A 22,628-nucleotide genomic window follows, 5' to 3' on the forward strand; every position below is an offset into this window, starting at 1 on the left:
GCGGTGGCGGTAGCGTCGTCGAAATGGTCTCCGTTCTCGCTGTCAGCGACGAGACCGTCGAATTCCTGTGGAGCAGTCAAGTTCGTTCACTCGGAGTCGACGTGATCCTGGGCGCGGGCGATCTGCCGTTTGCGTATCTGGAGTACCTGTCTGACCAACTGAATGCGCCTTGCGTGTTCGTTCCCGGAAACCACGACGCCGATCTGTCCGGATATTCGAACAAGAGATCGGGTTGGACGCGGGCCGGGATGCCTGCGCAGTGGCCGGGGCCTACCGGCGCAGTCAACGCCGACGGACGCATCGTGACCGTCGCCGGTCTGCGGATCGCGGGCCTCGGTGGTTCCATCCGATACAACACGGGTCCCAATCAATGGTCCGAGCGCCAGCAGAGCCGACGCGCTCGCTCGCTCGCTTGGCGAAACGCCTGGCAATCGCGACTTCCCGGCGGCCGGGCGGGCGTGGATGTGCTGCTCACCCACAGCCCCGCCCGCGGTGTCGGCGACGCCGAGGATCGGCCACATCGAGGGTTCGAATGCTTCACGCCTTTGATTCACAACCTCGATCCGACGGTGATGGTCCACGGACACATCCACCCGCACGGGCGAACCCCTCTCGATCTGGCGGTAGGCCGGACTATCGTGCTCAATACCGTCGGCTTCACGCTGATGGAGATTTCCCCAGGTACTCCGCCGACGATCGTGAGGCGCCGACATGGCTCGTGACACCGGATTTCCCACAGCCGACGCGGAAAACGACTTCGCTCGTCAGCGTCGACGCGCCGACGTGGCACGTCTGGTCAGTTGGCTACGACGCGAACCGGACGACGTCAACGCGATCCTGCCGTTCGACGAGGTTGTCGCAGCTCTGGGCAAGGTCGGCGAGAAGTCTCTGGGGCTGCAGGTCGTCACCATCGAATCAATAGTCGGAAGTGTCGACCGCACAGGTGATTTCGACAGGTACTTCCGTCCGACGTCCACTCACTCGCGCGCTCGTTGGGAGCGACTTGCGGTGGCGCAACGACGCGGCGAATCGGTACCACCTGTTCAGTTGTATCGCGTCGGCTCCATGCATTTCGTGATCGACGGGCACCACCGAGTGTCCATTGCGTGTGCGATGCACCAGAAGACAATCGACGCGTACGTCACCGAGATCATCACGCGTATCTCGCCGGAAGGCATCACTCAGCGCGCCGATCTGCTCATCAAGGATCATCGTCGACTCTTCCTCACCCGCGTTCCGCTGCAGGGTTCACAACGCGAAGCCGTCCAGGTCACCGACCCGTGGGAGTACGCCGAACTCAGTGAGTGTGTGGAGGCGTGGGGTTTTCGGCTCATGCAGGAGAAGGGTGAGTTCCTCGGCCGAGACACCGTCGCCCGCCGCTGGTTCGGCGAGGAGTTTCTGCCCGTCGTGCGAATGCTGCGGGGTGCCGACATGTTGCCCGAGCACACCGACGCCGAGGCCTACTTGTGGATCGCCCGGGAGCGGTACCGACTGGTGCGGCGGCACATGTGGAACGACGAGATCGTGGCCGAACTACGCGATCGAGCACCGCGAAAGCACAAGCCCGCTACGTAGATGCAGTGAAGCGAACCTCGCGGTTCGGGATCTTCGGGTGCATGAACTTCAGCAACGAACGCGCTTCTTTCTCGATGGACGCGAGGGCGGTCTTCGGTTGCTGCGCAAACAGAGTCGCACCCAACTCGACCGTCTCCTTTGCCGGCGTCACCGTCGCATATCCCACCACCTTCCCGCGCACCAGGATGGCGGGCTTGATGATGCCGTTCACGGTGAAGACGCGAGTTCGGTACTGCTCGTCCATGATTCGAGATCGGTCGGCGTGCGAGAGCAAGATGTTGTCGAACGGTGCAAGTATGCGAACCGGGGGTGTTCCGGAGGTCGGTCGTGGCGCGTCCGGCAGGTCGAACACCTCGGCCCCATTCTCGTTGACAAAGGTGACCAAGCCGGGTCGTAGCCGCTCGAATACTTCGGCGAGTCTGGTCAGACCCGACCACGCCTGAGCGTCCTTCACGCTCGCGGGCCCGAAGGCCGCCAGATAACGAAGCACCATCGCATCCGGATCCGGCGATGAACTCACTTCCGTGCCAAGCCAATTCTCCAAGGTCGTCAGTGCCGGTACTCCGGATCGTCCCCACAGGCCTCGCGGTGGGACCTGCACCATCGGCAGAAGTCCTCGAACGCCGTGCGCCAGCCCCTCGGCCGCGTGGCCGGGAAAGCGCTCTGCCAGTATCGGTCTCATCTGCATTTGGGTGAGCGGCCCGTCCGCTACGAGGTCCCGTCCCGCCCGCGCCAGAGCGTCGAGATCCAACCCGGTGAGCGCCGCACGCTGTGTGCTGTTGGTGTGGAGATCGCGTTCCATGATCGTCTGAACCGTGGCCCGGAATGGGCCCGCATCCGCGGCCGAAAGAGCAAAGACCGTGCCCCGCATGGCAACAAGCCGCACCACCTGGCGCTTCTCGACAAGGGTGGAGAGGTCTTCTGCCGCAAAGTTCTTCAGCCGCGCCCACAGCGCCAGGTAGGGCGGGTTCGGCGCCTGGGCCTGCAGACCTGCCAGGTGCTCGATCGCATCCAACGCACTGACCTCGGCCCTCCGCAGCAGGAACTGCCGCGCCAGAGTCGCCAGGTTGAGCTCGCGATCGGTGATCAGTGCAGCCATCGACAACTCCTCAACGATCGTGGTCAGTGGCGGTGACGATCTGGAACGGTATCTCGACTCGCGCGAGGGTTCCGGACTCTTCACCCGGTCCGACCGAGAACGAGCCACCCGCGGCAACCACTCGCAGTTCGTGCGAGAGCAGTCCGATGTGCCCGGCAGCCCGTCGTTCGGCAATCCGATCGGCGCTGATCCCCCGACCGTCGTCCGAGACCACGAGCACCGCACGGTGGTCCAGTCGTGCAAGCTCGATCCGGACGTTCTGCGCGCCGGCATGTTTGACGACGTTGCCCAGAAGCTCTCGGGTGGCGCCGAACAAGACCTCGTCGGCAGACGTGCGTAGATCGTCGTTCCAGCCCGAAGTGTCGACGTCGACCACTACTCCGCCGCGTCCCTGCGCCGATCGCGCGAGGTCCCCGATCGCGCGGGCAAGGCCCACGTGGACGAGAACTGTGGGATGCAGTTCCGAGACGGACGATCTCAACAGCGTGGTCGCTTCACCGAGCGCTTTTCCGGCTCGCGCCAACGCGACAGGCTCCGCACTGTCTGCCAATTCGTCGAGATCCATCCGCGCGGCGAGAACGTACTGGAGCGCCCCGTCGTGCAATTGCTCGGACAGTTCTGTGCGCTCACGCTGCTCGAGCCCCATGAGTTCGGCCAGAAGGCTGGTGCGATGCCCGACGAGGTGCCCGATGGTCAGCACGCGTGATCTTTGAATCCGAGTCAGTCCGATTGCGCCTGCGCCCACTCCGGCCAAGGCCATGGTGCTCAGCAGGATCGACGGCCACGGCTCGGAGTTCGAAGTCATCGTTGCCCAGCTGGAAACGAAGAACACCCCGATCGTGCAGGCAACGACGCCGACACACACGTCCGTCCGCAGTTGCGTACACGCCAGAACCGGAATGACGAAGAGCCCGTTACTCAAGATGTCGGCGGTCCAACTCTGCTCGGCCGCGAGACCGGTCAGCAATGTCAGAGTTGCGAGCACGGCAAGGTCGACGAACAAGCCGAGCCAGATCATCGTCACCGGGCCGGTGCCGCCCTTGCGGATCCACAGCGCCACGGCTGCCGACCAGAGTGCATAGGCGCCCAGAATCGCGAAACACCATCCCGCGTCGTTCATCGGCGGGACGAAAATCAGTGTCAGGGCGATGAACAGCACCAGAGCGCCGCGCACCGTCAGTTGGAGGTACGCACCGCGGTAGGCGTGTTCGCGCATGATCCGCTCGAGGTCCGGGCCACCGGGCAGGTGCTCGGTTCGTACCGAGGATTCGTTCATCTGTCCTCCTGTGCCGCCCATTCCAGTTCCCTGTGAATGAGCTTCGCACACGAGATTTCACAATCAACCCGCAATACCGTGAATGACACAGCATTCACCGAACCTCGAAACCACGCAGGAGTGCTCATGATCTCGACCCGAGCAAGCAAGCGCCGCATCGCCACTCGATTTGCCGTCGCCGGCGCCCTGGCAGCGGCGCCGATCGCCGTGGTGGCCGGGACAGCGCAAGCCACCCCGGCCTCCACCCATCACGAACAATTCGGCCGCCTGGTCCCCCTACCCGAACCGGCCGACGCAGCGCCCGGCCCCGAACAGGTACCGCTCCCCTGGGGCGCGACGTATTCGGTCACCTTGCCCGGGTAAAGGTCACAGCAGCAGATTGGCTCCCGTACCGCCGTCGAACACCGCGATCTTGGCGGGATCGAACCACAGATCGACAGACCTGCCCTGGGCCACCGTGGACTCGGACGAGAGCCTGGCAACCAGTTGACCGCCACCAGCGACGGCCGTTCCCGAATCGGCGGCGAGTTCCTCGAGTTCACGAGAGTTGACGGCGGGGCCACCAGCGAGGAAATACGCGTACTTGTCCGAACCCATCGATTCCAGCACGTCGACGTCGACGGTGAACGTCCCACCGTGCGGCTTCTGCGCTGCATCGACCAGCGCCACGTCCTCGAAATGTTCCGGCCTGATACCGACCACGACGTCCTTGCCCGAGCCGCTGCCCGAGATCTTCGACTGCGCCGCCGCGGGCAGGCGAGCATCGCCGATCGGCGTGCTCACACCGTCGGCCGTCAACTGTCCGGGGAAGAAGTTCATGGACGGGGACCCGATGAACCCCGCCACGAACAGATTGTTCGGTCGATCGTAGAGTTCCTGCGGCGCACCGATCTGTTGCACGATTCCGCCGCGCAGCACGACTACCCGATCGCCGAGCGTCATCGCCTCGGTCTGGTCGTGGGTCACGTAAATCGTTGTCGTACCGAGTCGCTGCTGCAGACGGGCGATCTCCGTCCTCATCTGCACGCGCAGTTTGGCGTCCAGGTTGGAAAGCGGCTCGTCCATGAGAAACGCCTTCGGGCTGCGCACGATTGCGCGTCCCATCGCGACACGCTGACGCTGACCGCCCGACAGGTTCGCCGGTTTGCGATCGAGATGCTGGGTGAGGTCGAGGACCCGCGCAGCGTCGTCGACCTTGGCGTTGATCTCGTCCTTGGACATCTTCGCCAATGTCAGTGGGAAAGCGATGTTCTGACGCACCGTCATGTGCGGATACAGCGCATACGACTGGAAGACCATCGCGATGTCGCGGTCCTTGGGGGCGCGTTCGTTGACGCGTTCACCCGCGATCCGCAACTCACCGGTCGAAATGTCTTCCAGCCCGGCAATCATGTTGAGAGTCGTGGATTTTCCACAACCGGACGGGCCCACGAGAATGATGAATTCTCCGTCGGCGATGGTGATGTCGACATCACTGACCGCCTTGGCTCCGTCCGGGTACAGCTTGGTCACCTTGTCCAGCACGATCTCGGCCACAGGCTTATCCCTTCACTGCGCCGGAAGTAAGCCCGGCCACGATACGACGTTGGAAGAACAGAACAAAGATGATGATCGGAATGGTGATGACCATGGCGGCCGCGGCGATCGACCCGGTGGGCTCCTCGAATTGTGAAGCGCCGGTGAAGTTTGCGATGGCCGCAGGGGCGGTGATGGAGCGTTCGGTCGACGTCAGCGAAATCGCGAACAACAGATCGTTCCAGCAGAAGATGAACACCAGAATGCCCGCCGTGACGATGCCGGGCGCGGCGAGCGGAGCTACCACCTTCCGGAACGCCTGCCCCGGCGTCGCGCCGTCCATCTGCGCCGCCTTCTCGAGCTCCCAAGGAATCTCTTTGAAGAATGCCGAGAGCGTGTAGATCGCCAACGGCAACGCAAAGGTGATGTACGGCAGGATGAGTCCGGCCCAGGTGTCGAAGAGTCCGAGCCGTCGTTCGATGTCGAACAGCGGGCTCACCAATGAAATCTGCGGGAACATCGCGATCAGCAGGGCAACAGCCACCAGCAGCTTCTTGCCCGGAAAATCCAGGCGCGCAATCGCGTAAGCAGCCATGGTTCCGATCACCACGGCGATGACCGTCGAGATGAGTCCGATGCCGATGGAGTTGATCAGAGCACTGGTGAAGGCGCTGGTGTCGAAGATTCCTCGGTAGTTGTCCAGGGTCCACTTCTCCGGAATGAACTTGCCGTCCTTGATCGTTCCGGCCGGTTTGAATGACAGGCTCGCAATCCACAGGACGGGAACCAGCGCGTACAGCAAGACCAGAAGGTTGACGACGGACCAGCTGATCTTGAGTCTGGGAGTCACGGTCATGTCAGCGTCCTTCCGTATCGGATCCGGGAGCCGAAGCACCGAAAAGTTTGATGAAGATGAACGCGATCACGGCCACACACACGAAGATCAACACGCTGATCGCGGATCCGATGCCCAAGTTGAATGCCTTGAACAGATTGTCGTAACCCAGAATCGACACCGACCCGGTGTCGTTCGCTCCCTTCGTGAGCACGTAGATGTTGTCGAAGATGCGGAATGCGTCGAGTGTGCGGAACAGCAGAGCGACGAGGATGGCGGGCTTCATCAGCGGAAGGATGATGCGTACCAACCGGGTCCACGCGCCGGCGCCGTCCACCTGAGCCGCCTTGAGAAGGTCATCGGGCACGAGCGCCAAGCCGGCGAGCAGGAGCAGCGCCATGAACGGCGTCGTCTTCCAGACCTCGGCAAGGACGATGATCGCGAGCGACGGGATCTGGTCGGTGAGCGGCGCACTGCCGTCGGGCAGGAGATTGGCGAGGTAGCCGGTCCCCGGCGTCCACGCGTAGTACCAGCTGTATGCCGCCGCGACGGTGACGATGCCGTACGGGATGAGCACAACGGTGCGGACGAGCCCCTTACCCACGATCGTTCGGTGCATCACCAGTGCGATGGTCAGTCCGAGAACGAACTCGATGACGACCGAGACAACCGTGATCGACGTCGTCACCGCGAACGCTTGCCACCAGTAACCGTCGGTCAGCACCGACACGTAGTTGTCGAACCACACGAACTTTCGTTGATCCGGGAAGCGCAGGTCGTAGCGCTGCAAACTCAGCCAAACGGCGTAGACCACCGGATATGCGGTCACCGCGATCATGAGAATCGCGGCCGGGGCCACCAGCCAGAGACCGAGGCGACGCTCGGCCGCCTTTCCGTCCGACATCTTCGACTTCGCGGAGTGCTTCGGCTCCGGCGATGCCGTCGCGACTGTTGGTGCAGCTCCCGAATTTTCGCTGTCGATCGTCACGGAATCAGCCCCTCGGAATTGACTGCCTTGCGTACCTGCTCGGCAAGATCGTTCACGGTCGATTCCGGATCGATGTTTCCCACAGGGTTCAGCGTGGCAGTGATGAGCGTCGAAATACTCTGATAGGCAGGAGAAACCGGACGAACCGAAGCGGTGTCCAGGCTGTCGCGAACCTCACGCCACGCCGGGTACGCCTCCTGAAACGCCGGGTCGTCGTACAGGCTCTCGAGAGTCGGCGGAACGCCACCGGCTACCGCGTTGTTGCGCTGATTCTCCTCGTTACGCAGACAGGTGAGCGCCTCGAAAGCGAGGTCCGGATGCTGGCTGGTCTTGGCCACCGCCACGTTGAAGCCGCCGATCGTGACCTCGGCCGGCTTACCCTCGATCACCGAGGGATACGGAGCGGCAAGGAAATTCCGTTCTCCGTTCACCGTGAGCACCGTGTTTCCGGTGTTCTCACTGGTGACGTTGCCCTTGTCGTCGATGTACGGCAGATCGCCCTTCTCGGCGTTCTCCATGATGCCGGGCAGCACGAACGGCCAGTTGACCTGGAAGGCAGATTTGCCGCTCTCCATACCCAGTCGCGACGACGCTTCATCCCCCTGCGAGATCGAGGGATCCGCACCCTTGGCGGTAGCGACGCGCTTCATGACGGTCAGCGCCTGCTGGGCAGCATCACCGTCGGCCACCGTCACGGTTGTTCCGTCCGGCCCCACCACCGATCCGCCGGCACTGGCGAGAAGGGTGTTGAACCAGACCATCAATCCTTCGTACTGCTTGCCCTGCACACCGATCCAGCTGGGGCGCCCCTCCGCGGCCAGGCCTTCGGAGATGTCGATCATCTGATCCCAGGTCTGGGGTGGTTGCCCGTCCGGCATCAAATCCTTTCGATACCAGAGCAATTGGGTGTTGGTGTTCAATGGCGCCGCATAGAGCTGGTCCTGCCACTTCGCCGACTCCAGCGGACCCTCGAGCGTCCCGTTGCTGACCTCGGCCGCCACGTCGTCAGGAAGCGGCAATGCCCATCCCGCTTCGGCGAATTCGGCAGTCCACACCACGTCGAGCGTCATCAGATCGAGTGACTTGTCATTGCCGGTCAGACGCCGGGCCAACTGAAGTCGCTGGTCGTCGGCACCCTTGGGCAGAGTTTTCTGCTCGACCCGGTACGCGCCGTTCGACGCCGCCGAACAATTGGCGGCGGCCTCCGCATACTGCTCGGCTCCGTCGGCAGCGGTGTAGAAGGACAGCACCACGCCGTCGTCATTGTCCGATCCGCACGCACTGAGCAAGGGCGCCAACAACAATGTTGCCGCGCCGAGCAGCCCCGCCCGCAATTTCTTCTTCTGTCCCGCCCGCGATCTCTCGTTCTGCCCCGCCCGCGATCTCTTGTTCTGCACAGCCGTCCTCCTCGGGCGGCGAGACGGCGCAGTCGTTACGGCTGGCCGACGCACCACACATCGGCACTTTTGCCGGAGAAGGAACCTATTTCCTTGTCCGGCAAACGGTCACGGGAAGCGAGTACTACCTCGCCCGCGTGTACATAAAGTAACCGAGATCACACAAGTTGGCAGCCCGAGCGAGAATGTCAGATGGCGAGCTTGGCGAGCAGGTCGCGCGCCGACTCCGCCGTCTTGGGCTCACACAGTACGTCGTAACGTCCGGCGACCAACTGCATCGTCGAGGCGAAGTCCCGCTGCCCACGCGTCGCGGCGTACGGAATCGTCGTGGAGATGACACCGAAGATGATGCCGCCCACGATGCCCGCGATCAGCGGAGCGAGGAAACCACCGGTGACGATTCCGAGCACCAGGCCGAAGAAGACACCGAGCCAAGCACCGGAGACGATGCCGCCACCGATCACCTTGGCCCACGTCAACCGACCGAGAACTCGCTCGACCTGCATCAGGTTCACGCCGACGATAGTGACGTCCTGAACCGGGAATTCCTGATCGGAGAGGTAATCGACTGCGCGCTGCGCCTCGGCGTAGGTGGGGTACGACCCGATGGGCCATCCCGAAGGCGGTGTCGGCAACGCTCCACGGCGCGACCCATTCGACGATTGACCGAGCGGATTGGACATGGCTGGCTGCGCTCCTCTTTTCGGGCACGTCATCCACGCGGATGACGCAAGTACATCTACCCCCTATTGTGCCCTTTACAGACCTGATTCGTTCGGCTATGCGAGCGTCAGGCGTGTTCGGGCGGCGTGAATTCCGAGGTGCGCGTCATCCCCGCGGCGCGGCCCTTGGCCGAAATCACCAGTGCCATCTTGCGACTCGCCTCGTCGATCATCTCGTCGCCGAGCATGACGGCGCCCCGCCCTCCCCCGGCAGCCGAGGTGTGGAACGCGTACGCGTCCAAGATGAGTTCCGCACGGTCGTAATCGGATTGGCGCGGACTGAACACCTCGTTGGCCGCCTCGATCTGCGTGGGGTGCAGAACCCACTTGCCGTCGAAACCGAGCGCTGCCGTTCGCGCAGCCGACCGAGTGAAAGCCTCGACGTCGCGGATCTGCAGGTACGGCCCGTCGATGGCCTGGACGCCGTGCGCCCGCGCGGCCATCAAGATGGTCATCAGGATGTGGTGATACGCGTCACCGCGGTCGTAGCCGTCCGGTTGCTCACCGACGACCAGAGTTCGCATGTTCAAGCTCGCCATGAAGTCGGCCGGGCCGAACACGAGCGCCTCGACGCGGGGACTCGCGGTGGCGATCGCGTCGATGTTGGTCAAGCCGATCGCGTTCTCGATCTGCGGTTCGATCCCGATCTTGCCGACCTCGAGACCGTTGGCCTTCTCGACCTGCGTCAACAACAAATCGAGCGCCTGGACGTGACTCGCATCGGGAACCTTGGGCAGCAGAATGGCGTCCAGATGCGCTCCGGCGCGGCCCACCACCTCCACGACGTCGGCATACGTCCATTCGGTGGTCCAGTCGTTGACCCGGACGACCTTGACCTGTTTGCCCCACCCGTCCTCGGCCAACGCGTCGCCGATCGACTCCCTGGCCGCCTGCTTCGCCAGCGGCGCCACCGCATCTTCGAGGTCGAGAAAGATCTCGTCGGCGGGCAATCCCTTCGCCTTGTCGATCATCTTCCGACTGCTGCCGGGAACTGCCAATACCGATCGACGGGAACGGTTGCGTGAAGTCATTGCGGACTGCCCTTCTCGATTTTCGGTGGCGCCGTTGCAGATTTTGACGCTGGACGAATTAGCCTTGCAATCATGGCAGCAGCAGGCAAGGTATTTGCAGCCAGGCTTGCCGGCCTGGTTGTACTCGGCCCGGACGGCGAATCGATCGGTCGTGTGCGCGACGTCGTCATCACGGTCCGTATCGGACGCCAGCAACCGCGGGTTCTCGGTCTGGTGATCGAAATGTTCACGCGCAAACGTATTTTCGTTCCGATGTTGCGTGTGACAGCAATCGAACCGAGTGCAGTCACCCTCACCACCGGCAACGTCAGTCTGCGGCGCTTCAACCAGCGCCCGGGCGAAGTGCTCGCTCTGGCGCAGGTACTCGATTCGCATGTGCGCGTGGACGACCCGGAACTCGAGGAGCTTCACGGCGTCGACACGATAGTCGTCGATCTCGGAATCGAATCGACGCGGACGCGAGACTGGGTGGTCTCCAAGGTCGCGGTTCGCGGCCATCGCGGACGCCTCGGTCGACGCGCGGCGATTCACATCGTCGACTGGCAGCACGTCGCCGGCCTCACCCAGAGCGACCTCTCACTCCCCGGCCAGGGCGTAGCTCACCTGCTTCTCCAGTACGAAGGCATGCGACCCGCCGATGTGGCCAACGCCATGCGCGAACTGCCGGAGAAGCGCCGCCACGAACTGGCCGTGGCGCTCGACGACGAACGCCTCGCCGACGTCGTGCAGGAACTGCCGGCGGACGACCAGACCGATCTGCTGATGCACCTGGAAGTCGAACGTGCCGCCGATCTACTCGAAGCGATGGATCCCGACGACGCCGCCGACCTGTTGGGCGAGCTGCCCGAAACCGAGGCCGAGTCACTGCTTCAGTTGATGGACCCGCAGGATTCCGAACCTGTTCGACGCCTGCTCGAGCATTCCCCGGACACTGCCGGTGGTCTGATGACGCCCGAACCGGTGGTACTGACGGCCTCGACGACGGTCGCGGAGGCCCTTGCCCGCGCCCGCAACTACGACGTGACCCCGGCGCTGTCGAGCATGGTCTTCGTCGTACGTCCGCCGACGGCGACTCCGACCGGGCGGTATCTCGGCTGCGTCCACTTGCAGAAGCTTCTCCGCGAGCCTCCCGCCAGCCTGGTAGGCGGACTACTCGACACCGACATGCCCCGGTTGGCCCCGGACGACTCGTTGGCGTCGGTCACCCGATATTTCGCGACGTACAACTTGGTATGCGGGCCGGTCGTGGACGACGAGAACCACCTGATCGGGGCCGTGACGGTCGACGACGTGCTCGATCACCTCCTGCCGGAAGACTGGCGTGAGGATTACTCCGACGACGAGGAACTACTCCGATGAGCGAACGGGCGTCGAGCACGACCGCACGGCAACGACTGGAAACGCCCCGCGGAAGCCGCCGGTTCAATCTCGATTTCGACGTCGAAGCTGTCGGGCGCGTCAGTGAACGCATCGCCCGCTTCCTCGGCACCGGGCGTTATCTCGCAATCCAGACGATCATCGTGATCGTCTGGATCCTGATCAACGTGTTCGCGGTGGCCCTGCAGTGGGACCCGTACCCGTTCATCCTGCTCAACCTGGCCTTCTCCACCCAGGCCGCCTACGCGGCGCCGCTGATCCTCCTGGCCCAGAACCGTCAGGAGAACCGCGACCGGGTCTCGCTCGAGGAGGACCGCTCACGCGCCGAGCAAACCAAGGCGGATACCGAATTCCTCGCCCGAGAACTCGCAGCTCTGCGTATCGCCGTCGGCGAGGTTGCCACCCGCGACTACCTGCGACGGGAGCTCGAGGAGATCAAGTCGATCCTTGCTGCCGACGGCGAACCGACCCCGAAGAAGAAGCACCGTGACTCGAATACTGCGAAACAAAGTCACAACTAGCTGAGCGTTCGCTGAGTTTTGCTGCACGCACCGTGACCGATATGTAACGTAAGTCACAGCAATATGGATATCACGGTGGGTACTCCGGAGCGGGAGCGCCAGCAAAGGGGAATCGTGCGAGTACGCGGAATGATTGCAGCATCCACACTGGTGGGGGGACTGCTCGTCGTAACAGGTCCAGCGGCCCTCACTGCCGGAAGCGCACCGACCGGAGGGTCACAGGTTCCGATCGCACTGGCGGGCTCCGCCTCGATTGCGCAGCCGGACTCTGTCGACTTCCTCCCGACGCCCCGCACGGTCCGAACGCAAAGATCGGCCCCGCCCAGCGATACGGTCGCCGGCGCCCCGGCAGCGCCTAACGCTGCGGCCGTCGTCCTCACCTCTCTGGGCATCCCCGAGATCGTCCTGAACGCGTACCGCTCCGCGGAGCTGGTGATGATGACCGAGGCACCGGGATGCGGAATCCCCTGGCATCTTCTGGCCGGCATCGGACGCATCGAATCCGGTCACGCCAACGGCGGCAAGACGACCTCGGTGGGTACGACAGTCACCCCGATCCTCGGCCCCGTCCTCGACGGACGGCTGGCAGGCAACGAAGTCATTCGGGACACCGACAAGGGCGCGATCGACGGCGACCCCACTCACGACCGCGCCGTCGGGCCGATGCAGTTCATTCCGGCCACCTGGGCCGGATATGCCAGCGACGGCAACGGGGACGGAATCAAGGACCCCAACAACGTCTTCGATGCGGCGCTCTCGGCAGCGAAGTACCTCTGCAGCGGCGGACTCAACCTGCGCGATGTCGCCCAGGAGACCAAAGCTGTTCTGCGATACAACAACTCGGCCGCTTACGCAGCAAACGTGATCATGTGGTCGACGGCATACAAGAACGGTGTCATTCCTTCCGGTCAGCTGCCGTACACCTCGGGCATCAACACCGGCAGCTCCGCGATCAACGCCGCCGCCTCGGCAGACTCCGCCGCTTCGGCCGTACTCGCCGCGGCTGCGGCTACCGATCCGGCGGCCGGCGACAAGGAATCAGCGTCGACGACGCCGACCCCGACCACCACTCCCCTCTTCCCGGGTCTGCCGGACATGCCTGCACTCTCACCCGAGATCCAGGCACTGATCCCGCCGGGCGTCATGCCGACCAGCCCCGCTCCGGGACCCAACTCCGCCCGGAATGCGGCTCCCGGTCCGATCATCCCGCTCCCCGTCCTCACCTCACGGGGTCTCGTGTGGCCGATTCTGACGGCCGAGGGATGGCGCTGGCCCGACGACATGTGTGTGATCCTTCCGGACCCCGCAGCCCTCGACGCCTTGCAGGACGGCATCCTTCTGCCGTGCACGATCCCGGGCATGGCAGTGGCCGCCACGGCACCCGCCACCACCGACGCGGCTCCCGCGGAATCCTCTCCACCCGCCGCCCCCTCTCCGGAGCCCGCACCGGCACCGGCACCCGCACCCGCACCGGAGCCCGCTCCGGCCCCGGCTCCGGCATTCGTGCCGTTCTTCCCGGGCCTGCCCGGCATGCCCGCTCTGTAACCGAAAAATCACGAAAGAACAGTGCATATGCCCCAAACTGCCCTTCTAGATCACGGTTGAATAACGGAAACGCAACAAATCAGGTAGCCTCGACTCCGTCAGTTGAACGGAAAACCTCCTCGCGGAGGTTCAGGAGGCATAAACAGTGGGTCGGCACAGCAAGAAGACAGATTCGCACATCCGTCGAAATTCGGTCATCGCGCTCACCGGACTCATCCCTATCGGACTCGTCACCGCAGCCAACACGGCCGGCGCCGCTCCCAAGGTCCCGTTCTTCAACACCAGCTCCGCCGAAACGGTGGACACCGCCGCACAAGCCACGCAGGAACCGCAGGCGCAGATTCTGCCCGCCGTCGAAGCAATCGCCGAGCCGGCTCCCGCCCCCGCGCCGGAACCCGCGCCGCTGGCTCCCGTGCAGGCAACTCCCCCGCTCCCCGCCTCGATGGCCGAGGGCGCACTCGGAATCCCGAGCGTGAGCGTCGCCGCCTACCAGAACGCCGAGCGAATCCTCGCTGTCGAGAAGCCCAACTGCAACATGCACTGGACGCTCCTCGCCGGTATCGGCCGCGTCGAATCCGGCCACGCCAACGACGGCAAGGACGCCGACGCGAACGGCAACCTCTACAAGCCCGTGATCGGCCTGCCACTCAACGGCAGCCTCCCCGGCCAGGCCGTCATCATGGACACCGACGGCGGCGCCCTCGACGGCGACACCGTCTACGACCGCGCAGTCGGCCCGATGCAGTTCATCCCGTCCACGTGGAACCAATACGCCGGTGACGGCAACGGTGACGGAATCGCCGACCCGCAGAACCTTTTCGACTCCGCACTGACCACCGGCAAGTACCTGTGCGACGGCGGACTCAACATGCAGGACGTCACGCAGGTTGCCTCCGCGATCCACCGCTACAACAACTCGGCCGCCTACGTCGCCAACGTTCTGGCCTGGTCGCTCGGGTACTCCACCGGCATCGTGCCCGCCGCATCGGACCTGCCGCGCATCCACTGACCTACCTGGACTTACCATGGAGTCATGTCTGTACTGACCGAGTCCGACGTTCGCTCCGCGCTCGCGCGAGTTCTGGACCCAGAGATCCGCAAACCCATCACCGAACTGGGGATGGTCAAGGGGATCTCCCTCTCCAGTGACAACAGCGTCGACATCGGCATCTATCTCACGACCGCCGGCTGCCCGATGCGCACCGAGATCACCGAACGCGTCACCAAGGCCGTCGCCGATGTCGCCGGGGTCGGCGCGATTCGCGTCGAACTCGACGTCATGGACGACGCTCAGCGGACCGAGCTCCGCAAGTCGCTTCGCGGCGATTCCGCCGAACCCGTCATCCCGTTCGCCCAGCCGGGTTCACTCACCCGCGTCTACGCCGTGGCCTCCGGCAAGGGGGGCGTCGGAAAGTCCAGTGTGACAGTCAATCTCGCGGCAGCAATGGCCGCGCGCGGACTGTCTGTCGGCGTACTCGACGCGGATATCTACGGTCACTCGATCCCCCGCATGCTCGGCACCGACGCCAAGCCCACTCAGGTCGAGCGCATGATCATGCCGCCGGTTGCACACGACGTGAAGATGATCTCCATCGCGCAGTTCACCCAGGGCAACACTCCTGTCGTCTGGCGCGGACCGATGCTTCACCGCGCACTCCAGCAGTTCCTCGCCGACGTGTTCTGGGGCGATCTGGACGTGCTGCTGCTCGATCTGCCGCCCGGCACCGGTGACATCGCCATCTCGGTGGCTCAGCTCATCCCGAGCGCCGAGATCCTGGTCGTCACCACACCGCAGCAGGCCGCTGCCGAGGTCGCCGAGCGAGCGGGCGCCATCGCCCTGCAGACCCGCCAGCGCGTCGCCGGCGTCGTCGAGAACATGTCGTGGCTCGAACTTCCCGACGGCACCCGTATGGACGTCTTCGGCGAAGGCGGCGGGCAGACCGTCTCCGATCGCCTCACGAAGGCCGTCGGCGCCAAGGTTCCGCTTCTCGGACAGATCCCGCTGGATCCGTCCGTCCGCGAGGCAGGCGACGCCGGGACGCCGATCGTCCTCAGCGCTCCCGATTCACCCGCAGCCATCGCACTCAAGGACATCGCCGACAAGTTGGCCGTCCGTCAGCGCGGGCTGGCCGGAATGTCGCTCGGTATCAACACGGTTCGCAACCTGTAGAACCCCCTCATACGGAAGGGCGCCTGTCACCGATCGGTGACAGGCGCCCTTGCGTATGTCGAATCTAGGTTGCGTCGAAGTCCACAGGAGGACGTTCGCCGGCGGTGAGTGGCTTGTCCTTCGACATCGTCTTCGGCTCCTGCACTCCGCTCTGCGGCTTCTTGTCGAAGTTGCCCGTGAAGATGGAGTCGTCGCCGTCGAGGAGGTGCTGGGTGATCACAGCGCGCGGCGTCATTCCGCGCAGCTTGTTCAGATCTGCGAGCGGTTTACGCAGATCCTCGAAATCGGTGCCCAGTTCTTCCTTGAGCTGATTGGAAGCGCCCGAAGCATATTCGCGCACCTGCCTCAGGGATTTCGTGACCCAGGAGACCGCACCAGGAAGCCGCTCAGGTCCCAAGATGACCAGAGCCGCTACGAGGAGGATCATGAACTCGCCCCAACCGATGTTGCCAAACACAGGGTCAGCCTACTGTGTGCTCGCTCGGTGCGCGCATGTCCGGATCAACCTCACAGGAAGATCGCAGGGGCCGATCAGTCCGACACCGGCGTGACCGAAATGTCGACCTGCCGTCCGTCGCGGATCAACTGAACGTTGACGGGTTGGTCGACGGTCGTCGCGTTGACCGCAACCACCAATTCGTCGGCGCTTGTCACCGGTCGGTCACCGACCTTGACGATGACGTCCCCCTCGACGATCCCCGCACGTTGAGCGGGGCTGCCGTCGCGGACATTGGCCACTGCCGCACCACTGGTCGCGTCGTTGACCGCGGTGCGGGCATTCACGCCGATGTCGGGGTGATGAACCTTGCCGTCGCGGATGATGGTCTGCGCCACCTCGGTCACCGTGTCGATCGGAATCGCGAAGCCGAGCCCGACCGAACCGCCGGACTCACTGAGCATTGCGGTGTTGATGCCGATGACGCGGGCTTCGTCGTCGACGAGCGCACCACCGGAGTTGCCGTGGTTGATCGCCGCGTCGGTCTGGACGGCGTCGATGACGGCGTTGGTGTCGGTGCCTTCACCCGACAACCGCAGAGGCCGGTTCAGTGCACTGACGATTCCGCGGGTGACGGTCTTGCTCAATCCGAGCGGTGAGCCGACGGCGACGACGTCGTCGCCCACCTGAACATCCTCGGATTTTCCGAGCTGAGCGACCGTCAGATTGTTCGCCGACACCTTGAGCACTGCGAGGTCTGTCTTGACGTCACGTCCGACGATCTGGGCGTCGGTCTTGGTTCCGTCGGAGAAGATCACCTGGATCTTCGCGTCCTGAGCGGGCGGAACGGCCGAGGAGATCACGTGGTTGTTGGTGACGATGTATCCGGCGCCGTCGATGACCACACCGGAACCCGTGCTGCCCTGGTCGCCGACGGCGACCTGAATCGACACCACTGATGGCAGTACCGCGTCGGCGACCTTCGCCACCTGAGACTCCGGCTGTTCCCCACCGCCGGATTGAACGAGCGTGACACGTGAGCTGGTGAGTGAACTGCGATCGGCAGTGATGACAGTGGCAAGCAACCCACCGACGAGAGCGATGACAAGCGCCATGCCCGCAAGCGCGGCCAGTGCCGAGGGGGCGACCTTGCGACCGAACAACAGCTCACGCACGTCGAGTTTCTGGGCGGGAGGCAACTGCACCGGCGCCTCGGACTCTGCGGGCTTGCCCAGCGAGACGGCGGATTCAGGATCACGCCACGGATCACGCGGCGGTTCTTCGTCGGGCGTGTTGTTCGCCGTCGCATCGGGATCGCGACCGATCGACTCGGTGGCGTCTGCGGGTCGTCCGAACGCTTCGGCCAGAACCGGGTCCGGAGTCCCGATCACGACATCGGAGGACGGAGTCGATCGCGCGGCCACCGGAGTGAACGAGCCCTCGACTCCACTCGGCCGACCGAACACCTGGCGCGAGGCCGGATCGATCTGGGGTCGATAGACCGGACGGGGGTCGAGAACCGGCGCATCTGCCGGTCTGTCCACCGAACCGTTTGCCGAAGAATCCGAACTCACTCCGGAGTGCCCCCTTTTTCCGTCAGTCACATGGTCCAGTATCACTGATCCGCGCCGGGAAGCTGGCGCGCGGCGTCATTTGCGCCAGCGACGGGACAACCTCTTGCTGATGGTGGAGAAGCCGGCGGGTTGATTACCGACGGAACTGTCGGCGTTTTCCGAATTCGGCCCGGTAGTCGGACTGTTGCACGAAGGAATCTGGCTGAGAAGTCCCACCAGGGACAACGGCATCGTCATCTCGCCGCTTCGACGCAGCGCACCACGTGCCTGCTGCTGAGCATCGACGGCCGCAGCGCACTCGGCACAGATCGAGATGTGATGCGAGGCCCGCAAGTAGGCCTGCATTCGGAGTTCTCCGTCGACGTAGGCAGCGATTGCCTCGCTGGCCAGATGTTCGGTCGAACCGAACTGGCGATGTGCCCGCGCCTCCGTCATTCGTCCCTCCAGGTGATTGACCACGTCCCGCTCTGTAGCTCGAACCCGACCGTCAGAAACCGACGAGTTCGGATTCGGCTGCGCGCTGCGCTGCCAGATGATCACGAATCGCCTGTCGCCCACGATGGATACGGCTACGAACCGTTCCGAGCTTCACTCCCAGTGTGGCACCGATTTCCTCGTACGACAGACCTTCGATGTCACAGAGCACGACAGCGGCACGAAATTCAGGTGCGAGCGAGTCCAGTGCGGCTTGCAGACCTGCGTCGAGGCGCGCGTCGTGGTAGATCTGCTCGGGGTCGGGACCGGGCGAGGGAACGCGGTCGTAGTCCTCGGGCAGCGCTTCCATACGGATGCGATTGCGTCGGCGAACCATGTCGAGGAACAGGTTTGTGGTGATGCGGTGCAACCAGCCCTCGAAAGTTCCGGGCTGATAATCGGAGAGCGAGCGGAACACCCGGATGAAGGTGTCCTGCGTCAAGTCCTCGGCATCCTGGGCATCGCCTGACAACCGGTAGGCCAGGCGGTACACCCGGTCACCGTGCTGACGCACGAGTTCGTCCCAAGACGGCATGGAGGACTTCTCACCAGTTGCATCGAACACAGCAGTGCCGATCAATTCGGAATCCACAGCCGATTCCGTCGTCAAAACTTCCGACTCTCGAGGGCGAGGCTCGTCGTTGACCTGGTAAATAAGTTGATCCTCCTGCTCGGGATCGCGTAGTTCGATCACCGCGTTGTCCGAATCACGTGATGCGCGATATTCGGGAGAACCAGCCGATGCTGTGATTTGTTCCCGATCACCGAGCTGCGAAAGATCAACTTGGTAGAAATCGATACCGCCGTGCGATCTTCGATCCGGCGATGTATACACCTTTTCTCATCGCGGTGTGCACGCCATATGAGGAGCCTGAGGGATTCCTGAGAATCCTGGTGACTGCGCGCCTTGCAGCGACAATCCGAACCGCCCGATAACCTCATGAGCGTGACCCACGCCGAACAGATACTCCGCCACGTCGAGGACGTAGTTTCCGAGGACGAGATTTTGACCGCGGCGCGAGATCGAGCGCTGGATCTCGGAGCCCATCCGGTGACGCCCGCCGTCGGTGCGACGCTCGCGATGTTCGCGAGGATGCTCGACGCGAAGACGGCCGTCGAGGTGGGTACCGGAGCCGGCGTGAGCAGCCTGTGGCTTCTGCACGGAATGCGCGACGACGGCGTCCTGACCACGATCGACAGCGAACCCGAACATCAGCGGGCCGCCAAGCTGACCTTCCGCGAAAGCGGAATCGCTCCGGCACGCACTCGCCTGATCAACGGACGGGCTCTCGACGTGCTTCCCCGGCTCGCCGACGGCGGCTACGACCTGGTATTCGTCGACTGCGCCGCGATCGACCACCCGCACTACGTCCGCGAAGGTGTCCGCCTGCTGCGCTCCGGCGGTGTCATCGTTCTGCACAACGCCCTGGCCGACGGCCGCGTTGCCGACAGCTCCGCACGCGACGCGACAACGGTTGCGGTCCGAGAAGCGGCAAAGGCCGTGACCGAGGACGAGCGACTCATTCGAGTCCTCCTCCCCCTCGGTGACGGCCTCCTCTGCGCGAGCAAGCTCTAGATCCAGACGCCCTTACCGATGGCGACGACGCCACCCTGACTGACGGCAAATCGTTCGCGGTCACGTTCGAGATCGACGCCGATGATTTCGCCGTCACCGACGACGACGTTCTTGTCGAGGATCGCTCGCCGTACGACGGCACCCTTGCCGATGCGCACACCCGGCATCAGCACGCTGCCCTCGACGGTCGCACCGTCCTCGATCATCACGTTGGAACTGAGTACCGAATTGCGCACGGTCGCCGCGGACAGGATCGACCCAGCACCGACCACCGATTCCTGCGCGAGTCCGCCCTTCACGAACTTTGCGGGCGCGAGATTCTCGGTGGCGCCGCGGATGGGCCAGCGACGGTTGTAGAGATTGAAGATCGGGTGCACCGACACCAGGTCCATGTGAGCGTCGTAGAAGGCGTCGAGGGTACCGACGTCACGCCAGTAGCCGCGGTCTCGATCGGTGGCACCGGGAACGACGTTGTCCTTGAAGTCGTAGACCGACGCCTCACCCGCGGCGACCAAGGCGGGAATGATGTCTCCGCCCATGTCGTGATCGGAATCGGAATTCTCTGAATCAGCGCGGATGGCGTCCACGAGCACCTTGGTGGTGAACACATAGTTACCCATGGACGCGAACGTCGAATTGGGGTCGTCCGGTGTCCCGGGAGGATGGGCGGGCTTTTCCAGGAACTGGGTGATGCGTCCGGACTCGTCACTGTCGATGCAGCCGAAAGCAAAAGCCTCACTTCGCGGTACACGAATACCCGCGACCGTCACGCCTGCCCCGGATTCGATGTGGTGCTGAACCATCTGTTCCGGATCCATCCGGTACACGTGGTCGGCACCGAAAACCACGATGTACTCGGGGTCCTCGTCGTAAACGAGATTGAGCGACTGCAGGATTGCGTCGGCACTGCCGGTGTACCAGCGCGGCCCGAGCCGCTGCTGGGCCGGGACCGGGGTGATGTACTCACCCGCGAACCCGGACAATCGCCACGTCTGCGAAATGTGGCGGTCGAGTGAATGTGACTTGTATTGCGTCAACACACAAATACGCAGATATCCCGCGTTGACAAGGTTGCTCAACACGAAGTCGATAAGTCGATATGCACCTCCGAAGGGCACTGCGGGCTTCGCTCTGTCCGCGGTCAGCGGATACAAGCGTTTGCCCTCGCCCCCGGCGAGCACGATTCCAAGCACATGCGGCTGGCTTCTCACACCGCTAACCTATCCGCACTGGTGAACTCCCGCTAGCGAAGCAGTCCGAGAGGTCCGATCGTGTCCCCCTCCGAACGGCCGGGGATAACGTGATCGGTAGCCGGATCGACCACGGGCGGTTAGGTTTAGCGCGTGCGAGTCGCGATGATGACCAAGGAATACCCGCCGGAGATCTACGGCGGCGCAGGAGTACACGTAACCGAGCTCGTCGCTCAGATGAAACGGCTGTGCGAGGTCGACGTGCACTGCATGGGCGCCCCGCGCGAAGGCGCGATCGTCCACTCTCCCGACCCCGCTCTCGCCGGATCCAACCCGGCCCTGACGACGCTCTCCACCGAACTGCGCATGGCGGACGCCGCGGCCGGTGTCGACATCGTCCACTCCCACACCTGGTACACCGGACTGGCCGGGCATCTCGCGTCGGCTCTCTACGACGTGCCGCACATCCTCACCGCGCACTCACTCGAGCCCAGACGCCCGTGGAAGGCCGAACAGCTAGGCGGCGGCTATCGGATCTCGTCGTGGTCCGAACGCAACGCCGTCGAGCACGCAGACGCGATCATCGCCGTCAGTTCCGGTATGCGACTCGACGTCCTCGACGCGTATCCCGCTGTCGATCCGAGTCGCGTTCACGTAGTGCGCAACGGAATCGACACCGAGGTATGGCATCCCGGGGGATCTGCGCCGGGAGCACAGTCCGCACTCGCGTCGATCGGCGTCGACCCGGCGAAACCCATCGTGGCCTTTGTCGGACGCATCACGAGGCAGAAGGGCGTCGGGCACCTCGTCGCGGCAGCCCACCACTTCGACCCGGAGATTCAGCTCGTGCTGTGCGCCGGCGCTCCCGATACGCCGGAGATCGCCGCCGAGACGGAGAAGGCGGTGGCCGAACTCGCCCGGCACCGGGGCAATGTCTACTGGGTGCGCGAGATGCTTCCGACCGAGCAGATCAGGGAAATACTCTCGGCAGCAACGGTATTCGTCTGCCCTTCGGTGTACGAACCCCTCGGGATCGTCAATCTCGAAGCCATGGCGTGTGAGACCGCCGTGGTCGCTTCCGACGTCGGCGGCATCCCCGAGGTGGTCGCCGACGGCGTCACCGGTCGACTCGTGCACTACAACGCCTACGAGCCGAACGCATTCGAGGAATCGCTCGCGGCCACCGTCAATGCCGTTGTCGCCGACCGAGAAGGCGCCGACGCGATGGGTCGTGCGGGCAGGATCCGTGCGATCGACGAGTTCTCCTGGGCCGAAATCGCCAAGCAGACGCTCGAGGTCTACGCGGACGCCGTCACGAGACGCTGAT

At 63.9% G+C, this 22,628-nt stretch carries 23 protein-coding genes; 10 read left to right on the forward strand and 13 right to left on the reverse strand.

All coding sequences use genetic code 11. The features are described 5' to 3' along the window. The first annotated feature begins 23 nt into the window (after positions 1-23). Together ACVZUB_RS20510 and ACVZUB_RS20515 are read left to right on the forward strand one after the other, a co-directional pair. Complete coding sequence (locus tag ACVZUB_RS20510; protein WP_042923373.1) at positions 24-722, forward strand: metallophosphoesterase family protein; 699 nt, start codon at positions 24-26, stop codon at positions 720-722. Beyond that, on the forward strand, positions 712-1,575 hold the full coding sequence (locus tag ACVZUB_RS20515; protein ID WP_003945080.1) for a hypothetical protein: 864 nt from the start codon (positions 712-714) through the stop codon (positions 1,573-1,575). The genes ACVZUB_RS20510 and ACVZUB_RS20515 overlap by 11 nt, the downstream gene beginning before the upstream one ends. Here ACVZUB_RS20515 and ACVZUB_RS20520 read toward each other — a convergent pair. Next, positions 1,568-2,674 carry a winged helix DNA-binding domain-containing protein gene (locus ACVZUB_RS20520; RefSeq protein ID WP_054782366.1) on the reverse strand — a complete coding sequence of 369 codons (1,107 nt, stop codon included), beginning with the start codon at positions 2,672-2,674 and terminating at the stop codon, positions 1,568-1,570. The two genes, ACVZUB_RS20515 and ACVZUB_RS20520, sit on opposite strands and share 8 nt — an antisense overlap. A 10-nt stretch (positions 2,675-2,684) precedes the next feature. Beyond that, the gene (locus ACVZUB_RS20525; RefSeq protein ID WP_058037450.1) at positions 2,685-3,950 is read right to left on the reverse strand and encodes a sensor histidine kinase; all 1,266 of its coding nucleotides are present in this window, start codon (positions 3,948-3,950) and stop codon (positions 2,685-2,687) included. Between the two features lie 126 nt (positions 3,951-4,076). Here ACVZUB_RS20525 and ACVZUB_RS20530 point away from each other — a divergent pair, with 126 nt between their 5' ends. Continuing rightward, the gene (locus tag ACVZUB_RS20530; protein WP_207624637.1) at positions 4,077-4,313 is read left to right on the forward strand and encodes a hypothetical protein; all 237 of its coding nucleotides are present in this window, start codon (positions 4,077-4,079) and stop codon (positions 4,311-4,313) included. Positions 4,314-4,316: 3 nt separating this feature from the next. Here ACVZUB_RS20530 and ACVZUB_RS20535 read toward each other — a convergent pair whose 3' ends face one another. The 6 genes from ACVZUB_RS20535 to ACVZUB_RS20560 form a co-directional block, all read right to left on the reverse strand. After that, positions 4,317-5,486, reverse strand: coding sequence for an ABC transporter ATP-binding protein (locus tag ACVZUB_RS20535; RefSeq protein WP_058037430.1), 1,170 nt, complete (start codon positions 5,484-5,486; stop codon positions 4,317-4,319). A 4-nt stretch (positions 5,487-5,490) separates the two neighbouring features. Next, the gene (locus ACVZUB_RS20540) at positions 5,491-6,321 is read right to left on the reverse strand and encodes a carbohydrate ABC transporter permease (RefSeq protein ID WP_003945075.1); all 831 of its coding nucleotides are present in this window, start codon (positions 6,319-6,321) and stop codon (positions 5,491-5,493) included. Position 6,322: 1 nt separating this feature from the next. Beyond that, positions 6,323-7,204: a carbohydrate ABC transporter permease gene (locus ACVZUB_RS20545; RefSeq protein ID WP_044480569.1), complete on the reverse strand. Its 882-nt coding sequence runs from the start codon at positions 7,202-7,204 to the stop codon at positions 6,323-6,325. A gap of 80 nt (positions 7,205-7,284) precedes the next feature. Then, positions 7,285-8,622, reverse strand: a complete 1,338-nt coding sequence (locus ACVZUB_RS20550) for an ABC transporter substrate-binding protein (protein WP_037131899.1) — start codon at positions 8,620-8,622, stop codon at positions 7,285-7,287. A gap of 251 nt (positions 8,623-8,873) precedes the next feature. Next, positions 8,874-9,368, reverse strand: coding sequence for a general stress protein (locus ACVZUB_RS20555; protein WP_003945065.1), 495 nt, complete (start codon positions 9,366-9,368; stop codon positions 8,874-8,876). A gap of 107 nt (positions 9,369-9,475) precedes the next feature. Then, the gene (locus ACVZUB_RS20560; protein ID WP_020908461.1) at positions 9,476-10,438 is read right to left on the reverse strand and encodes an HpcH/HpaI aldolase/citrate lyase family protein; all 963 of its coding nucleotides are present in this window, start codon (positions 10,436-10,438) and stop codon (positions 9,476-9,478) included. A 72-nt stretch (positions 10,439-10,510) separates the two neighbouring features. Between ACVZUB_RS20560 and ACVZUB_RS20565 the strand changes: the two genes are divergently transcribed. From ACVZUB_RS20565 to ACVZUB_RS20585, 5 genes are all read left to right on the forward strand, one after another. Then, the gene (locus tag ACVZUB_RS20565; RefSeq protein ID WP_003945077.1) at positions 10,511-11,797 is read left to right on the forward strand and encodes a magnesium transporter MgtE N-terminal domain-containing protein; all 1,287 of its coding nucleotides are present in this window, start codon (positions 10,511-10,513) and stop codon (positions 11,795-11,797) included. Beyond that, the gene (locus ACVZUB_RS20570; protein ID WP_003945067.1) at positions 11,794-12,336 is read left to right on the forward strand and encodes a DUF1003 domain-containing protein; all 543 of its coding nucleotides are present in this window, start codon (positions 11,794-11,796) and stop codon (positions 12,334-12,336) included. The genes ACVZUB_RS20565 and ACVZUB_RS20570 overlap by 4 nt, the downstream gene beginning before the upstream one ends. 75 nt (positions 12,337-12,411) lie before the next feature. Next, entirely contained in the window at positions 12,412-13,881 is a 1,470-nt protein-coding gene (locus ACVZUB_RS20575; protein ID WP_482627709.1) for a lytic transglycosylase domain-containing protein, read from the forward strand. Between the two features lie 145 nt (positions 13,882-14,026). Then, positions 14,027-14,890 (forward strand): lytic transglycosylase domain-containing protein, encoded by an 864-nt coding sequence (locus tag ACVZUB_RS20580; protein WP_003945171.1) that lies wholly within the window; start codon positions 14,027-14,029, stop codon positions 14,888-14,890. A gap of 24 nt (positions 14,891-14,914) precedes the next feature. After that, on the forward strand, positions 14,915-16,051 hold the full coding sequence (locus ACVZUB_RS20585; RefSeq protein ID WP_003945178.1) for an Mrp/NBP35 family ATP-binding protein: 1,137 nt from the start codon (positions 14,915-14,917) through the stop codon (positions 16,049-16,051). A gap of 64 nt (positions 16,052-16,115) precedes the next feature. Here ACVZUB_RS20585 and tatB read toward each other — a convergent pair whose 3' ends face one another. The 4 genes from tatB to sigE all read right to left on the reverse strand — a co-directional run bounded on the left by tatB (position 16,116) and on the right by sigE (position 19,145). Next, a complete protein-coding gene (gene tatB, locus ACVZUB_RS20590; RefSeq protein ID WP_482627710.1) occupies positions 16,116-16,508 on the reverse strand; it encodes a Sec-independent protein translocase protein TatB in 393 nt (130 codons plus the stop codon). A 74-nt stretch (positions 16,509-16,582) separates the two neighbouring features. Further along, positions 16,583-18,106 (reverse strand): trypsin-like peptidase domain-containing protein, encoded by a 1,524-nt coding sequence (locus ACVZUB_RS20595; RefSeq protein WP_370852746.1) that lies wholly within the window; start codon positions 18,104-18,106, stop codon positions 16,583-16,585. A 30-nt stretch (positions 18,107-18,136) separates the two neighbouring features. Further along, positions 18,137-18,496 carry a hypothetical protein gene (locus ACVZUB_RS20600; protein WP_003945180.1) on the reverse strand — a complete coding sequence of 120 codons (360 nt, stop codon included), beginning with the start codon at positions 18,494-18,496 and terminating at the stop codon, positions 18,137-18,139. A gap of 52 nt (positions 18,497-18,548) precedes the next feature. Then, the gene (gene sigE / locus ACVZUB_RS20605; protein ID WP_029255812.1) at positions 18,549-19,145 is read right to left on the reverse strand and encodes an RNA polymerase sigma factor SigE; all 597 of its coding nucleotides are present in this window, start codon (positions 19,143-19,145) and stop codon (positions 18,549-18,551) included. A gap of 330 nt (positions 19,146-19,475) precedes the next feature. Here sigE and ACVZUB_RS20610 point away from each other — a divergent pair, with 330 nt between their 5' ends. After that, positions 19,476-20,111 (forward strand): O-methyltransferase, encoded by a 636-nt coding sequence (locus ACVZUB_RS20610; protein ID WP_007736091.1) that lies wholly within the window; start codon positions 19,476-19,478, stop codon positions 20,109-20,111. Here the strand turns inward: ACVZUB_RS20610 and glgC are convergent. Then, positions 20,108-21,322, reverse strand: a complete 1,215-nt coding sequence (gene glgC / locus ACVZUB_RS20615) for a glucose-1-phosphate adenylyltransferase (RefSeq protein ID WP_003945185.1) — start codon at positions 21,320-21,322, stop codon at positions 20,108-20,110. The genes ACVZUB_RS20610 and glgC overlap by 4 nt on opposite strands. Positions 21,323-21,454: 132 nt before the next feature. Here glgC and glgA point away from each other — a divergent pair, with 132 nt between their 5' ends. Then, on the forward strand, positions 21,455-22,627 hold the full coding sequence (gene glgA / locus ACVZUB_RS20620) for a glycogen synthase (protein WP_003945186.1): 1,173 nt from the start codon (positions 21,455-21,457) through the stop codon (positions 22,625-22,627). Position 22,628: the final 1 nt, after the last annotated feature.

Source organism: Rhodococcus sp. OS5 (assembly GCF_056837585.1).